This is a genomic window from Catenulispora sp. GAS73, assembly GCF_041262085.1.
Lineage (GTDB): Bacteria > Actinomycetota > Actinomycetes > Streptomycetales > Catenulisporaceae > Catenulispora.
Map to the genome: position 1 here is coordinate 44,302 of NZ_JBGCCM010000051.1, position 16,527 is coordinate 60,828.

General features: G+C 69.9%; 8 protein-coding genes. 1 reads left to right on the plus strand and 7 read right to left on the minus strand.

Annotation, left to right across the window (positions count from 1 at the left end; translation table 11 throughout):
- Positions 1-11 precede the first annotated feature (11 nt).
- The 7 genes from ABH935_RS45915 to ABH935_RS45945 form a co-directional block, all read right to left on the minus strand.
- Positions 12-443 carry a cupin domain-containing protein gene (locus ABH935_RS45915; protein WP_370384312.1) on the minus strand — a complete coding sequence of 144 codons (432 nt, stop codon included), beginning with the start codon at positions 441-443 and terminating at the stop codon, positions 12-14.
- On the minus strand, positions 440-4,702 hold the full coding sequence (locus tag ABH935_RS45920) for an amino acid adenylation domain-containing protein (RefSeq protein WP_370384313.1): 4,263 nt from the start codon (positions 4,700-4,702) through the stop codon (positions 440-442). The genes ABH935_RS45915 and ABH935_RS45920 overlap by 4 nt, the downstream gene beginning before the upstream one ends.
- A gap of 107 nt (positions 4,703-4,809) precedes the next feature.
- The gene (locus ABH935_RS45925; protein ID WP_370384314.1) at positions 4,810-9,702 is read right to left on the minus strand and encodes an amino acid adenylation domain-containing protein; all 4,893 of its coding nucleotides are present in this window, start codon (positions 9,700-9,702) and stop codon (positions 4,810-4,812) included.
- A complete protein-coding gene (locus ABH935_RS45930) occupies positions 9,699-10,997 on the minus strand; it encodes a hypothetical protein (protein ID WP_370384315.1) in 1,299 nt (432 codons plus the stop codon). The genes ABH935_RS45925 and ABH935_RS45930 overlap by 4 nt, the downstream gene beginning before the upstream one ends.
- A 481-nt stretch (positions 10,998-11,478) precedes the next feature.
- Entirely contained in the window at positions 11,479-11,727 is a 249-nt protein-coding gene (locus ABH935_RS45935) for a hypothetical protein (RefSeq protein WP_370384316.1), read from the minus strand.
- A 272-nt stretch (positions 11,728-11,999) separates the two neighbouring features.
- Positions 12,000-12,158 (minus strand): hypothetical protein, encoded by a 159-nt coding sequence (locus ABH935_RS45940; protein WP_370384317.1) that lies wholly within the window; start codon positions 12,156-12,158, stop codon positions 12,000-12,002.
- Between the two features lie 271 nt (positions 12,159-12,429).
- Entirely contained in the window at positions 12,430-13,695 is a 1,266-nt protein-coding gene (locus tag ABH935_RS45945) for an ROK family protein (RefSeq protein ID WP_370384332.1), read from the minus strand.
- 148 nt (positions 13,696-13,843) lie between these two features.
- Between ABH935_RS45945 and ABH935_RS45950 the strand changes: the two genes are divergently transcribed.
- Positions 13,844-16,471, plus strand: a complete 2,628-nt coding sequence (locus ABH935_RS45950) for a discoidin domain-containing protein (protein ID WP_370384318.1) — start codon at positions 13,844-13,846, stop codon at positions 16,469-16,471.
- Positions 16,472-16,527: the final 56 nt, after the last annotated feature.

The following is a 16,527-nucleotide window of genomic DNA, read 5'->3' on the forward strand; positions in this document are numbered from 1 at the left end:
GGGTGGTCGGCTCACGCCGAAGGCTCGGCGGGGCCGTCCGCGGCGACGGCGTTCGCGACCGGAACGGCCGGTCCGCCGGTGGGACGGTAGTGGGCGTAGAACTTCTTGGTCGGCTCCAGGACCTCCCAGGTTCCGGTGAAGCCGGCCGGGACCACGATGGTGTCGCCCGGCAGGAAGGTGCGCGCGTTGCCGTCCTCGTCGGCGATCACCACCTTGCCGTGGAGCATGTGGTAGAACTCGTCCTCCTCGTACACGGCCTTGAACTTGCCGGGCGTGCTCTCCCAGACGCCCGCCGTGAAGGCCCCGTCGGGGCTGGCGAACTGCAGGGTGTTGGTGATCGCGAGCTCGCCGGATATCCAGCGGTCCGGGCCCTTCTTGACGTGGCGCACCTCGCCCGCGGTCTCGCCGAACACCACGATGTCGTCGATCGTCTTACCGGTCACCGGTCTCTCGCCTTCTTGTCGATGTTGTGAATCGTCGGTTCCGACGGTCGTGCCGAAGTGCTGCGCGCCTTTGCCTCCAACAGATCGGCGAGGGTGTGCGCGGCGTTCTCGCGGACGATCGAGTAATGGGTGCCGGGCATCGTGACGACCCGCGTTCCGGACGGGACCAGGCCTGCCGGGTGCGCTGACAGCGGTGTCAGTCCGGGGAACGCATGGGCGTCCTCGCGCTCGGCCCGCACGTACGTCACGGGGCATCTGTCGGGGAGCGGCTGCGGGCGGTGCCGGAGCAGCATTCGGTAGAGGGCGCGGAACTGGCCGTACAGTTCGCGCAGCTCCGCGCTCGACTCGCCGGTCAGGCGTTCGGCGAGGTGGCCGAAGGGATCCCGATGCGCCGCGGGGAGGTCGATGTCGACGGCCGCTGATTCCAGGTCAGTGCGCTGACGCAGGTGGTCGGCGAAGAACGAGGCGGCGGCGGTCCGCTCGTCGGGTTCGGTGCCGGTTCGGCCGAGGTCGTCGGGAGCTGCCACGTAGCTGTCGACCACGGTCACCGAAAGGGGTGCGCGTTCGAGCCGTGTGGCGGTCTCCGCTGCCAGCACTCCGCCGAGTGACCAGCCGAGCAGGTGCAGCGGGGTGCCGAGCGCGTCCAGTGCGGCGGTGTACTCGTCCGCGAGCTCGCCCAGCGTGCCCGGGAGCTCTTCGGCCGGCGGGCTCTGCATCCCGTAGACCGCGAACGAGGCGGGCAGCGCCTCGATGAGCGGGCGATAGCCCAGCAGGTGACCGCCCACCGGATGGACGAGGACCACGATCGGCCCCTCGCCCTGCCGGATGGGCACCAGGGTCCGCTGCGCGCGCCGGTCCAGCAGGAGGCACTGTTCGGCGATCGTCCGAGCTTCGAAGAGGGTGGACAGCGGCAGTCGCACCCCGAACTCGTCGCCGATCAGCCGCAGCAGCCGAACCGCGGACACCGAACTTCCGCCGATCGCGAAGTAGTCGTCGTCGATCGAGCGGACCGGCGCGGTGCACACCTGCTGCCACAGGCGGAACAGACTTCGTTCGCGCTCGTTGCGCGGCGGGCGGCCGCCGGTCGGCGCGTCCTTCGGGCTTTCGGAGCCCGCTTCGGCGGCGAGGGCCAGCAGTGCCCGCGTGTCGCGCTTGCCGTTCGCGGTCAGCGGAAGGACTTCGACCATGTGGAAGACGCTCGGCACGGCGTAACCGGGCAGTACGGCAGCGAGACGGCTGCGCAGCATGCCCGGGTCGAGGGATCCGCCGGAGGCATCGGCGGGCTGGATGAACGCCACGAGGCGGCTGTCGGCACCGGTCCCGGTCACCACGCAGGCGGCGCCCTGGACGCCGGGGAGCAAGCCCGACTGCTGTTCGACTTCCAGCAGGTCGACCCGGTATCCACGGACCTTGACCTGGTTGTCGGAGCGGCCGAGGAACTCCAGGGTTCCATCGGGCCAGTACCTGCCGTGGTCGCCTGTCCGGTAGAGGCGCTCGCCGGTACGCGGATGCGTCGGGAACCGGGCAGCGGTCAGCTCAGGCTGGCCGTAGTAGCACCTGGCGAGTCCGTCTCCTGCGATGAAGAGGTCTCCGGGCACCCAGGTCGGCACGTCGTCGAGCTGTGCGTCCAGGACGTGGTAGCGCTGGTTGGCCAGGGGCAGGCCGTAGGGGATGGACTTCCAGGCGGGGTCCACGTGCTCGACGACGACGTGGTAGTTGGACCAGATCGAGGCCTCAGTCGCGCCGCCCAAGGCGATCAGCTTCGCTTTCGGGCAGGCGCGGCGGATCCGCTCGGGCAGGCCGAGCGGGATCCAGTCACCGCTCAGCAGGATCAACCGCAGTCCGCTGAGAGTCTCGGCGGCGCGCTCGGCCAGGTGGTCCAGCAGCATCTCCAGCAGCGCCGGCACGGTGTTCCAGATCGTCGCTCCGCTGTCGCGCACCCAGCGCGCCCACAGCTCGGGATCCGGCCGCGGTCCGCAGGGTGGTACGACCACGGCCGCGCCGGCGTGCAGCGCGCCGAACAGGTCGAAGGCGGACAGATCGAAGTGCAGTTCGGACAGCGAGAGCACTCGGTCGGCCGGGCCGACGTCGAAGCGTTCGACCATGTCCTGAATCGTGTTGTGCAGTCCGCTGTGCGGGATCGCGACACCCTTCGGCGTGCCTGTGGATCCCGAGGTGAAGATGACGTAGGCGAGGTCGTCCGGAGCAGTCACGGCGTGGACGTCCAGGTCGTCTCGGACTTCCGTCTCGACGCTGTCGACAGCGATGACCGTGACGGAGGATTCCAGCTGTGCCGCGAGCCGGACGCCTTCCTCGTCAGCCAGCAGGTGGCCGATGCCATGACGCTTCAGCAGCGCGTCCAGGCGAGCTGGCGGCCAGTCCACGCCCAGCGGCACATATGTGGCGCCGTGATCGATGACGCCGAGCGCTGCCAGGTATTGGGCAGGGCTTTTGCGGGCCAGCACTCCGACCAGCTCGCCCCGGAGAGCACCGGCGGATGCGAGCAGGACTCTGGTACGTGCGACGATGCCGCCGGCTTCGCGATAGGTGATCGGCCCCGCCTCACCGAGGAAGGCCAGGCTGTCAGCGGCGTCGCGAGCTCCGACTCGCAGACCGTCGAGCACCGAGCCGCCCGGGAAGGCGCGGTCGGTGCGGTTGGCCGCGCGGCGGGCGGCCACCAGAGCTTCGGGCAGCGGTGGTGCCTGAGGCGTCGTCCACTGCCGCGGATCGTCGGCGAGACGTCGCAGGAGATCGGCATGGGCCGCGGCGAGCTCTTCCACCAAGCCTTCGGGGAATGCCTCGGCGACGTAGTCGAAATTGCAGATCAGCTCGCCGTCTTCCTCGGAGACCTGGTGGTCGAGGAGGACTTGGGGAGTGTGCATGGACTTGAAGACCAGGTCCCAGCCGTCGAGCCGCAGGTGCGGTGGAAGCGGGGTCGCCGAGGCGTCCAGGCCCGAGGCGAAGACGAACGGACTGCCCACCATCGCCGGCGAGCCGGCGCGGCGCCGCGCGCGCCGGGCGACCTCGACTCCTGACACCCAGACATGCGAGAGCGACTCCATCAGGCGCCGCTGGAGCGCCGCTGCCCGCTCGGTGAATCCGTCCGCGTCGCCGTGGCAGTCCAGGAGCAGGGTGCTGCCGAAGTTGCCGACCGCCCCGTCCAGGACGTTCTCAAGGTCCTGTGATGCGGGGACGACCATGCCCCGGGTCGCGACCAGGACCGTGATCGTGAACGAGGGCTGACCGGACCAGCGCCGCAGGACTTCGGCATACGACGCGCACAGCACGGTGTTCGCTGACAGTCCCGCGTCTGTGGCGCGGGTGCGAAGCCGATCCCAGAGCGGCGCGGGCAGCCGGTGTCGGGTGCGCGCGAATCGTGCGCGCGCCGGAACGGCCGGCGCCGGCACGGTGGGCGGCGGCGGCATCTCCGCCTCACGACGCGTCCAGTAGGCGATCGCGTTTCGATACGCCTGGCTGCTCCGGTGCCGCTCGACCGCGGCGACGTAACGTCGGGCAAGGCCGGCCGGGCCGGCCGGTGCCGCGAAGTCGGCCCCCTCGTAGGCTGCTGCCAGATCGCGGCAGAGCAGCCCGATCGATCGCGCGTCCAGAACGAACAGGCGCATCGTCAGCAGGACGAACGCGGTGTCACGGGCCATGTACACGGCACAGCCCAGCTGTGGACCGTCCTCCAGCCGAGGGAGCAGGTTCGCGGCTCCCTCCTTCTGGCCCTGGAACGCGCTGCGGGCTTGTGCGGCATCCAAGTCCAGGTGCCGCCAGTCGACGACGGTGGGCTGCCAGTCTTCGGCGAGTCGGGTGACCTCCTGCCGTCCGGCGTCGTCGAGACGCACGCGGAGCATCTCGTGACGCTCCAAGACGGTGCGCAGCGCACGAGTCCACTTCTCGGCGTCCAGGTCGGGGACCTCGAACCCGTGGGCGATGTACGCGGGCGTGCTGAGCTGGGGGTAGGTCGACTCGCCAACGTGGTAGGCGCTCTGCAGGTCGGTCAGCGCGAACGGCTCAGCGGACTCCGGACCGGCGGCCAGGACGGGTCCCGGCTGGCCGGGGTTGTCGGCGATCGCGTCAAGCACAGTCTGTTCGGACGCCGCGAGCCGGTCCAAGAGCGCGACAGGAGTCTGCCGAGGCGCGTCGGCGACCATCCGGCCTCGGCGGGCGCGCACGATGACGCCGTGCTCGGCGAGCTCGCCGAGGAGGGCGCTGACGTCCTCGGCGCCGGTCACGGCGCCCGGCGGGTGCTCCATGGTGCTGCCTCTCTGCGAGCTGGACTGGTCGTCGCGCGTGGTCCGGGGGCGCTGCGGGATCGGGCGCCCTCGGACCACAGACGGGTCGGTGCCTGGCCGGATACGCGTTAGGCGGCGGCCAGGCTCCGGATCGTGCAGTCGGGCGTGAACAGCTCGCTGAGCTCGAAGTCGAAACCTTCGGCTTGAGCCAGGGACACCAGTCGCAGAGCGGCCAGCGAACTGCCTCCGAGCGCGAGGAACGAGGTGTCGATATCGACCTGCTCCACCTGGAGCACCCGGGCCCACAGCCGGGCGAGGGCGATCTCGTCCTCGGTGCTCGCCGGCGCGGTGACGGCCACGACCGAGGCCGTGCCGCGCGCGGGCCACGACGCGACGGCCGCACTCTCCACCGCGTCGGGCGCGGCCGACGGCGCCGGCCGGCCCTCGGCGATGTGGCCGATGAGCTTGCCCACCGAGTCGGTGCCTCCGTCGGCGATGGCGGTCAGCACCGTCCGGAAGGCGTCGAGGATGGCCTCGACCGAGTCCTGCGAGAAGAATGCCAGGTCGTACTTCACCTGGAAGAACAACTGCTCCTCGGGCATCGCCTCGATGGCGAAGGGGTAGTTGGTCCAGCCGACGTAGCGTTCCTGCCGGACGTCCAGCCCGGCCTGCCCGCTCCAGCCCGTGCCGCGCGGGAAGTTCTCGAAGATCAGCAGCGACTCGAACAGCGGCTGACCGCTGGGCAGATCGGTGCGCTGCTGGATGAGCGGGAGCGGGTAGTGGTCGTGGGCCCGGGCCGCGACCTGGTTCCGCTGCACCTCCTGCAACCACCGGCCGATCGGCTCTCCGGCGTCCAGCGCCACCCGCATCGGCAGACTGTTGATGAAGATGCCGACGATGTCCTCGACCCCGGCCAGGGCGACCGGCCGGTGGGTGATGGTGATGCCGAAGCAGACGTCCTGCTGCCCGCTGAACCCGCCGACCACCACCGCCCACGCACCCTGGACCAGGGAGTTGAGGGTCAGCCGGTGGGCACGTCCGTAGGCCAGCAGCCGCTCGGTCAGCTCCTCCCCCAGGTCCAGACGGGCCTCGGCGTGCATCTCCTGGGAACTGGCCGAAAGGCCGAGGCGCGCCGATCGGCCGATCACCGTGGGCCGACGGAAACCGGCCAGGCGTTCGAGCCAGTAGTCCCGGGCCCCGGCGACGTCCTCGTGCTCCAGGAACGCGACGTAGTCGCCGAAGGAGCGGGTCGGACGCAGCTCGGGCGAGCGGCCGGTCAGGGCCGCGTGGTAGATCTCCATCGAGTCACGCAGCAGCACGAACAGCGACCAGGCGTCGAGGATCAAGTGGTGGTAGCTCATCACCAGCTTGTAGGCGGCCGCACCGAGCCGGATCAGCGTCAGCCGGAACAGCGGCGCCCGATCGTAGGGGAAGCCCTGGCGGCGGTCGTCGTCGAGCCGGCGCTCCAGCATCTCGCGCTGCTCGTCGGCGGAGTAGCCGGTCCAGTCCAGGACGGTCCAGGACAGTTCGGCGTGGGACTGGACCGCTTGCAGCGGCTCGGCCAGGCCCCGCATCGCGATCCACACCCGCAGGATCTCGTGCCGGTCGACGACCCGCTGCCACGCGTGGTGGTAGGCGTCGAGGTCGATCTCGCCGTCGATGGTGTAGAGGAACTGCTCGAAGTACACCCCGGACCGCGGGTCCAGCAGCGAGTGGAAGAGCATTCCCTTCTGCATCTCAGTGAGCGGGTACACCGTCTCGATGCCGTCCGGGTCGACCGCCGCGGCTCGCACCGCGGCGAGATCGGCCTCGCTGACGGTGAATGTCTGCGGATCGAACGCGCCCGCGCGCTCGGGCTGAGTGCGGCGCTGTTCCTCGATCGAGGCCGCGGTTTCGGCCACCGTCGGTGTGGTGAAGACCTGCGTGGCGCTCAGCGAGATGGCGGCTCGGTTCGCGCGGGCGCTGATCAGGAAGCCCTGGATGGAGTCGCCGCCGAGAGAGAAGAAGTTGTCGTGGATGCCGACCCGCGGCACCGAGAGGAGCTCGGCCCACAGCTCGCACAGATATGCCTCAAGCTCGTTGCGCGGCGGGGTGTAGTCCTCGGTCAGCTCCAGGTGAGCGCCGCCGAGGTCCTGGAGCGCACGCCGGTCGACCTTGCCGTTGTGGGTGAGCGGGATGGCGTCGATGACGGTGAACACCGCCGGGACCATGTAGTACGGCAGTCGCTCGCCCAGACGCGCACGGAGCGCCGCTGCGGTCGGCGGGGTGCCGTCGCAGGTGAGGTGGGCGACCAGACGCTGATGCCCGCCGGCGTCGCGCAGTCCGGACGCCACGGCGCCGGTGACGCCCGGAATCTCGCACAGCCGGGCCTCGACCTCGCCGAGTTCGACCCGGTACCCGGCTATCTTCACCTGGTCGTCGGCCCGGCCCAGCAGTTCCAGGCAGCCGTCGGCACCCTGACGCGCCAGGTCGCCGGTGCGGAAGACCCGTCCCTGATCGGTCATGGCGAACTTGGCCGCGGTCAGCTCGGGGAGCCGGTCGTAGCCCTCGGCGATGCCGACGCCGGCCAGACACAGCTCGCCGACCTCGCCGGCCGGCACCGGGCGCAACCGCTCGTCCAGGACCCGGGGCGTCAGTTCCGCCGGATGGCCCACCGGCACGAAGCCCTCGTAGACCGCGCCGGGCAGGCACTCCCAGTAGGTGCTGTAGAGGGCTTCGGTGAGCCCGTAGACGTTGAACAGGCGAGCGCCCAGACTGGTCGCGAAGTACCGGTCCGGCAGCGATCCCGGCATCACGTCGCTACTGCAGAACACGTACTTCAGCGAGGTGTTCGCGGCGAAAGCCGGGTTGTCCAGGATCCCGGACAGCAGGGCCGGGACCACCATCACGGTGGTCACCGAGCCGGAATTGATCAGCTCGACGAGCTGGTCGGGATCCTTGTGCCCGCCGGGGGGCACGATCACGACGGCACCGCCGGACAGCACGGGCCAGAACACCTCGCGGACCAGGTTGGTGATGCTCAACGTGGTGCGGAGCAGCTGGCGGTCGCCGGGCTCCAGCGGGAACGTGCGCTGCAGCCACCGCTGGCCGGCCAGCAGCGCGCGGTGGGTCAGCATGACACCCTTCGGGGTGCCGGTGGATCCCGACGTGTAGAAGATGAAGGCCAGAGCATCCTCGGCCAAGGCCGCGGGCCCGCCGGACAGACCGGACCCCTCGGCGAGCAGGTCCTCCACGGCGAGCACCGGCACTCCGTCAGGAGCCTGCTCATCGGCCATGGCGCGCTCGGTGACGACGACCTTCACCCCGGAGAACGCCAGGATCGTCGCCCGCCGCTCGGCCGGGTCCTCGGGGTCGACCGGGACGCAGACGCCGCCGGCGCGCAGCACGCCGAAGACGGCGGGCAGCAGGTCCAGCGATCGCGACATGAGCAGTCCGACCCGGTCGCCGGGGTTGACGCCGTGGGCGGCCAACGCCGCCGCCACATGGTCGGCGCGGAGTTCGACCTGGCCGTACGTGACCGACGCGTCCCCCAGGAGCGCGACGACGCGCTCCGGGTTCGCCAAGCCCTGCTCGGCGAGCAGGTCATGCAGGAACGACATGCGGGACACCAACTTTCTGTCGGGTTCGGCAGGAAGATCGCCGGCGTCGGAGCGGTCGGCACCGGAGTCGTGGGTCGAGTCGCCGGCCGAGGCGGCGCGGGCCGGTGAGGCGGACGACGCCGGTGAGACAGACGACGCCGGTGACGGCAACAGGCCGGCGAGAAGCGGTAGCAGGCCGGCCACGAAGAACACCCAGTCGGTCGCGGCGAGGGCGGCGAGCGCCCCGCCCACCAATGCACCGACGGGGATCACGCCCCATGTCAACCAGCGATAGGCGGCGTTCACCCGGCCGAACAGCGCTCGCGGGATCGTCGACTGCCGGTAGGACACGACCGCGACGTTCCAGACCATGGACACGAAGCCGTAGCAGAACAGTGCGACCGCCACGACCAGGACGTTCGACACCGCGATGGCCATGAAACACAGTCCCAGCGCGGGCGCTCCCAGACGGCGCACCGTCTGCTCGCCCACCCGGCTCAGCACCCTGCCGGACAACGAGCCGGCCGTGATGCTGCCGACCGCCAGAGCCGTCAGCAGCACGCCGTAGCCCGTGGCCGTCAGGCCGAGCGGCCCGGGGGCCACGGCCCACAGCGGCAGCATGGTCAAGCACATCGCGTAGGACAGGTTGTTGACGGCCGCCGTGGTCGCGAGGCGGACCAGGTCCCTGCGGTCGCGGAAATACCGCAGCCCCTCGCCGATCTCGGCGACCATCGATCGCAGGACGCCGGATCGCCGGGGCTGCGCGACGGGTTCGGTCGCGGCGGAGGGTGTCGCGGCGGCAATGTTCGTGGCGGCGGTGGAGGCGGCCGACGAGGCCGACGAGGCCGACGGCAGGAGGCCGAGCGTGAACACGGTCACCAGGTAGAGGACCACCACGGCGCCGAGACCGCCGCCCGACCCCAGAGCCACCGCCACTCCCCCGAGCGCCGGGCCGAGCAGTTGGGCCACGAAGGTCTGAGTGGACTGCAAGCTGGCGTTGGCCCGGGTCAGCTGTTCCTCCGGCACCAACCGCGGGAGCTGCGTCTGCGCGGCGACGTCGACGAAACTTCCCGCGCAACCGATGAGGAACGCCGTCGAGGCCAGCATCCACAGCGGGAGCCGATGGAGCATGGCGAGAACGCAGAGCAGAGCCACCAGGGGCAGACGCAGCCCGGACGCCCACCGCATAACGGACCGCGGATGGCAGCGGTCGGCGGCCACGCCGGCCGGCAGGGTCGTGACAAGCCACGGCAGGCGGACGGCGAGCCCGACGAGGCTGACGCCGAAAGCGGATCGGGTGATGCTCAATGCGAGCAGCGGCACAGCGATCTTGTACATGCCGTCGGCGAGGTCCGAGGCGACGACCGCCGACTGGAACAGCCGGAAGTCCCTACCCAGCCGCTCCCCCCGGACGGGCGATCGGGCGCCGCGCGGACCCGTCATCGCTCCACCACGAGCGCGGTGCTCATCACGGCTCCGTGATGCGCGTTGAGCACCGGGCCTCCGCCGGGCACGCCGTGCCGCACCAAGACGCCGGACGGCTCGCCGTCGAACAGGTACGGACCGAGTACGAACGGCACGTCGGCGCTTTCCACCGCCCCGGTCGACAGGTCCACGAAGTCGAGCTTCAGGCGGTCGGGGACGACATGGCGTTGCAGGATGTGCCTGCCCTCGGCACGCGCGTCGATCAGCGCGCTGTGCCACTCGTCCCGGGACACCTCCGGCCCGAGGACGACACCGCTGCCCCCATAGCCGCCGACGGGCTTGAGCACCAGTTCGGACTGCCGCTCCAGGAGCTTTGACGGCACGTCCTGCCCGTCGTCCTCACCGGGGAACAGGGCGGTCCAGGGGATGTGCCGTTCGATGAGGTCACGGTCGGGGACCGGCAGCAGGTGGCGATCCTGCCACAACCAGGCCAGAATCGTCTTGTCGCTCAGCAGCCAGGTCGCCTCGGAGGTGTGCATCGCCACCCGACGCGCCCGGACGGCGCGGACCAGCGCGTCCAGCCCGGTCCCGGACGGCTGGTCGAAGGACAGGAAGAGGCGGAACACCGCGTCGACACGGCGTCCGTCCAGCATCAGAGTGCTGTCTTCGGCTTCGGCGGTCAGCTGGTCCATCAGACAGGCGACGGTGTCCAGTCCGTGGCGGCGCCCGCTCTCGCACATCGGCTCAAGCCAAGCGAGGAACGCCTGAGGATCCTCCAGCCCGGGAGCGGCGCCGTTGCGGAAAACCGGAATGGCGAGGCGTGATCCCTCGGGAAGCCGCAAGGACGCGCGGATCGCGGCGAAGCGCGCGTCGACCGCCGAGCCCGGACGATGGATGTTCTCGCCGCCGGCCACCGAACGGCACACGTCCAGAAACCGCTCGGCGAGAAGATCAACCTGGAGCGTTCCGCCGAGCGCCCCGTCGATGTTGAATTCGACGAAGCACGGCACGCCGCACCGGTAGACGATGTCGGGACGCGCGGCCACGAGCAGACCGTCGTCGAGCGGCTCGTCGCACACCAACAGCTTGACATCGTCGGCGGGAACGCCGAGCGCCGCGCGCAGCTCGCCCGCGGTCGCCGCCCTGCGTCGGCAGGCGTCCAAGGCCAGCCTCATCAGACGCGCCGAGATCCGACCGACCTCTGTGTAGTGGTCCCGGTCGAGGAACATCGGCCGCAGCGGTCGCCAAGCGCCGAGCGATCCGGCGACACCACCATGGATCAGCTCGGCTTGCTCCAGAGCGACAGCACCCATGGCCCTGGTGAACGCTACGGGAAAATCCTCCCAACGGTCGACGGAACTGAAGAGCACGCCGACACTTCGGCTTTCCATTCCCCCCTGCACTTTCTCTGGGCGCTGAGCCAGCAGAACAGTGACTGTATGAATATGCGAACTCGCCCCGCTCGCGCCGCTGCAGAACGTTACCAGCCATCAGGGTCCTGACAGCTTTGCCGACGTGGGTCGCCAGGGGGCGTTCCGCGATCCGCAGGCCCGGACCGGACAAATTCAATGCCGGTCCCGGCACGACCGGGTTTTCTCTTTCCGGAACATGGCAAGCCAAAAGATATTGGTTCTTCACAGCAACGGCTGCCGGGCTCCGTCGGGGTAGTCCCGGCACACCCAAACCGTCAGGGCCCCGGCCTCGGCGCCGAAGAGTTGTCGGTGACGAAGGCCAAGACGAAGAAGAGGCATTCGCGCCCCGGCCGGAGGTCCAGCACAGGCTCGGCGGCGATCATCACAGGACGGAGACACAGGCTCGCCCCGACGTCGCGCGGAACCCATTCCCGGTCGGCGCGAGCCGGCGCGCCACGGCGTCCAGACGGAAGACGCCCACGCCGCCGTCGGACAGCGCGTGGGCCTTCAGGCCCTCGAAGACCGCCGGGCCGTAGCGCAGGCCGACCGCGGCCGGGTCGAAGCTGAGCGGCCCGGGCAGGTGGTCGAGGTCGAAGGGAATCAATGGGAACAAGGTCACGACATCGTTCACGGTTCCACCGACCAAAGCTTTCCCACAGGAGAGATATGGAATGGCGGGTTTCGCCAAACAGGCGGGCACCCCTTGACCCCTGTACGTTTCCCTCATCGTGTCCGCCCCGCGCCTCACCGTCAAGGCGCTGCGATTCTCGAACAACACCGGATACCGCAGTGTCGATGGGCATCGTGGACGCCCACTGAGAATCGTTCGCAGGAAACACATTTCGCTTCACCCTCGGCATCGCCATCGCCGATCGCCATCCGCTAATCGTCGCCGTCCCCGTGTTATCGGTAAGCCTGCTGTTGGAGCCCGTACAACTCGGCGTAGAGCCCGTCCGCGGCGACCAGCTCCTGATCGCTGCCCGCCAACGTCACGCAGCCGCAGGCCGCCCGAGTCTCTGGCACGAAGTGGTACCCGGTCCCGAACTCGGTGAGCAGGTGCACCGGGTGCTACGGGTCGGCTTCGAGCTGCGCCGCAGCGCGCCATGTGAAAGCGCAGGTGGCCGGTGTCGCCGGCGGCCTGGCCCCATACGTCGCGCAGCAGGCGCCGTCCCTATCGGGCAGGCCGAGGTGCGTCCGCACCGCTGCCGCCGTCTCGACCTCGTACGAGCGGGCTTTCAAGGTGATGCGGAGAGCTCGCAGAGCTGCGGCTCAGCCGGCTGTGAAGCCTTCAAGGGCTGACCGGAAACGCCCGCGACGGCGCGCGGAGGGCCGATCAAAGCTCCGGGCTCCTCCCGACCGTCCCGACGGGGTCCTGGAACAGCGGTTCCAGAGCGAACTGTGCGCCGCCGCGGACCGTCGAGGTGTACCGGTACGTCGACGGCCGCACCTCGCAGCGGCCCGTGGACGGAGCCAGAACCCGTTCGTCGATCGTCCGCTGCACCGGTTCGAGCAGATAATCGGCGAACTGGGTGAAGTAGCCCCCGAGCACGACGAGTTCGGGGTCGAACGCGTCGACCAGCAGTGCCACGCCGCGTCCCAGGCCGGCGGCGACCTCGCGCAGCGCGGTCAGCGTGCGCTCGTCGCCGGCCTCGGCGCGGCTGTGCAGGTCGGCCAGGCGCCGTTCCCGGTCGGTCAGCGGGTCCCGGACGGCGTCCCCGGAGTCCGTGGCGCGTTCGAGGAACGCCCCCAGGCCGACCATCGTCTCCCAGCATCCGACCCGGCCGCAGGGGCACGGGACGGGTTCGGGGTTGATCGGCATGTGCCCGAATTCGCAGGCCCGGCCCCGAGAACCCTGATACGGCCGCCCGCCGCTGTAGACGCCGCCGCCGACGCCGACCTCGCCGGTCACGTAGAGCAGGTCGCGCACGCCGTCGCCGGCCACGGCCACGTACTCCGCCACCGTCGCCACGTGAGCGTCGTTGCGGATGGCGATCGGCGGGAGCGGGGCGTGCGGGCCGAAGCGTTCGCGCAGCGGCGCGACGATCGAGGCGTCGCGCCAGCCCAGGTTCACCGCGGTGGTGATCGATCCGCCGGCCGCGTCGGCGCCGCCGGGCGCCGCGATCGTCATGCCGACCGGGCGGACGCCCTGGGCGCGGGTCCGGGCGATGGCCTCGGTGGTGAGCTCGGCGACGACGTCGAGCGTTCCGGCCGGACCCAGCGCGGGAACGTCGGCGGCGGCACGGCGCTCGAAAACGGTCCGCCCCCGCAGATCCAGGGCGATCGCGGCGACATAGTCGACGTTGATCTCGACGCCGATCCCGCACACCCGGCTCCCGTCCAGTTCCACCGCCAGGCGCGGACGCCCGATCGCGCCTTCGCTGCGCTGCGGATCGCCCTCGCGCACCAGGCCGAGATCGGTCAGTTCGTTCACGAGGGTGGAGACGGTCGCCTTCGGCAGCCCGGTGTCCGCGGCGAGCTGGGTGCGGGAGCGCGGGCCGTCGTCGCGCAGGCGCCGGAGGACCGACCCGAGGTTGCCGGGGCGGATCGAGGAACGGTCCGTGACCGGGGCGCGGTGGGGTGCACCCGGGTCCTTCGGCACTGCGGGCAAGGGGCTCTCCTGAGGTCGCGTCGTCGCTCCACGTCATACCACGGCTGGTGAAGCGGTGTATTGACAGTCGTCCGAGTTAGTTAGAACAATAAGCGAACTAAAGTCCCGTGTCACTCGCGCCACGGAAGGATTCACCGCCGTGTTCCGAATCCCCACCTCATCGGCCTGCCCGTCACGCCCCCGAAGAGCGCTCGCCGCAGTCGCCGCCCTGGCCGCGGCCACCGCGATCACCGTCAGCCCACTGACGGCCGGCACCGCCTCGGCCACCCCGCCGAGCGCCACCTACACCGTCACCGTCGACTCCACGGGCAGCTTCCCCTACCAGACCGACTCGCCGGCCGGCCCGTACATCGACAAGGACGGCACCTTCTACTTCCAGCAGTCGTACAACCAGTACGACGCCGCGACCACGCCCGACCACTACTGGCAGTTCTTCAGCGGCACCACGATGGACACCGCCGCGGAGAACACCGCCATCAGCAACGCGGTCGATCCGAACAACCCCCAGGACAGCAACGCCAACACCGTCTGGCGCTGCCAGAACAGCCCCACCGGCGTCACCGCGACCCCGAGTTCGGGATACCCGCTGGGCAACTACTGCGACCTGATCGGCACCTGGGTCGACCCGGACACCGGCGACTGGTACGGCCTGGTGCACAACGAGTTCACCGGCCAGCCCTTCGGCGACGGCCTGCACTACGACTCGATCGACTGGGCCGTCTCGCACGACCAGGGCAAGACCTGGAAGATCACCGGCCACGCGATCACGTCGCCGTACAGCACCACCCGCGGGGACACCACCGCGTTCCCGAACCAGTCCTACGACTACGGCGACGGCGACCCGCGCCTGTACGCGGACGCGGCATCAGGGTACTTCTACCTCTACTACACCTCGCGCATCGTCCCCAAGGGCGGCGCCGGAGGGAACACCGACAGCCTGGCACACGTCGCACGCGCTCCGATCAGCGGCAAGCTCGCGACCGGGACCTGGCAGAAGTGGTACAACGGCGCCTGGTCGCAGCCCGGGGTCGGCGGCCTGGAAAGCAACATGGTCCCGGTGACGTCCGCGAACGCCAACGGCTACACGCCTGTGGCGAACGACTACAACCCGACCGACACCGGCACCACGGACCAGCAGATAGCAGCCGGAACGCTGCCGCCCAAGTCCGACCTGCTCACCATGAACATCGCCTACGACGCCTACCTGGGCCTGTACATCGGCGAGCCCGAAGTCATCAACCAGGATACCGGCGCGCCTCAGCGCTTCTACGTCACCGACGACCTGACGACGCAGAAGTGGTACCTCCTCGGCGACACCGGCAGCAGCTACACCACCGGGTCCTGGTACCGGTGGTTCCTCGACAACGTCAACAAGACGAGCTCCACGATCATCGGCAAGACGTTCCGCTCGTACTGCTCGACCAACTGCATGAACCTCGGCTCCGAGGCCACGATCACCATCGGCTCGACCGCACCGGCGGCTCCGCCGGTCGACACGTCGAAGACCTACCTGATCGGCAGCGGCTCCGGACGGGTCCTGGCCCAGGTGTCCGGCAGCTCCGCGACGACCTCGGTGCCGGCTGCGACCGGTTCGGCCCTGCAGTCGTGGTCGTTCAAGGCCCTCGGTGACGGCTCCTACACCATCACCAACGCCGGCACCGGTCAGGCGCTGGGCGTCGACTCCAGTACCACCGCGAACCGCGCGTGGGGCACGAAGCCGACCGCCACGGCGCTCGGCGCGGGCGGTGCTGGTGGTGCGGGTGGTGCGACCGTCGGACAGCAGTGGTTCATCATCAAGAACACGACCGGCACCTTCCGCCTCGTCAACCGGTACAGCGGCCTGATGCTGGCCATGTCGTCGGACACCAACCGGCTCGCCGAGACGACCCCGCTGCGGAACTGGACGAACGCCACCGGCAACGCCGTCGGCGGGACCCGTACCGAGGCCGAGCAGACGCTGAACTTCACGCCGAGCGGATCAGGCGTCGATATCGCCCAGGGCAAGCCGACCACCGCCTCGTCCGTCGAGAACGCGAACTTCCCGGCATCCTTCGCCACCGACGGCGACCCCGGCACGCGCTGGTCCAGCGCGTACAGCGATCCGCAGTGGCTCCAGGTCGACCTCGGCCAGTCTTACGCCATCACGCACGCGACGCTGAACTGGGAAGCCGCCTACGCCAAGGCGTACCAGATCCAGACCTCTCCGGACGGCACGAACTGGACGACCGTCTACTCGACCACGACCGGCGCGGGCGGCACTGATGACCTGACGATCACCGGCACTGGCAGATACATCCGCATGTACGGCACCGCCCGGGGCACCGGCTACGGGTACTCGCTGTGGGGGTTCTCCGTCCAGGGCACGCCGATCACGAGCGGACCGACCCTGCTGTCCCAGGGACGCCCGACCACGGCCTCGTCCGCCCAGAGCACGATGTATCCGGCCGCCGCCGCCACCGACGGCGACACCACGACTCGCTGGTCGAGCGCGCCGAGCGATCCGCAATGGCTCCAGGTCGACCTCGGCGCCCCGCACAACATCACCGCCGTCGATCTGAACTGGGAGACGGCCTACGCGACCGCCTTCAAGATCCAGACCTCCACCGACGGCACCACCTGGACCACCGCCTACTCCACGACCAGCGGCACAGGCGGCGTCCAGAACCTGGCCGTCTCCGGGAACGGACGCTACGTCCGCATGCTCGGCACGACCCGCGCCACCGGGTACGGCTACTCGCTGTGGGAGTTCCAGGTGTACGGGAGCTGATTCGCGGCGCCGGGCGGGAGCGGTGCCGGGCGGGAGGAGTCCCGCCCGGCTTCGTC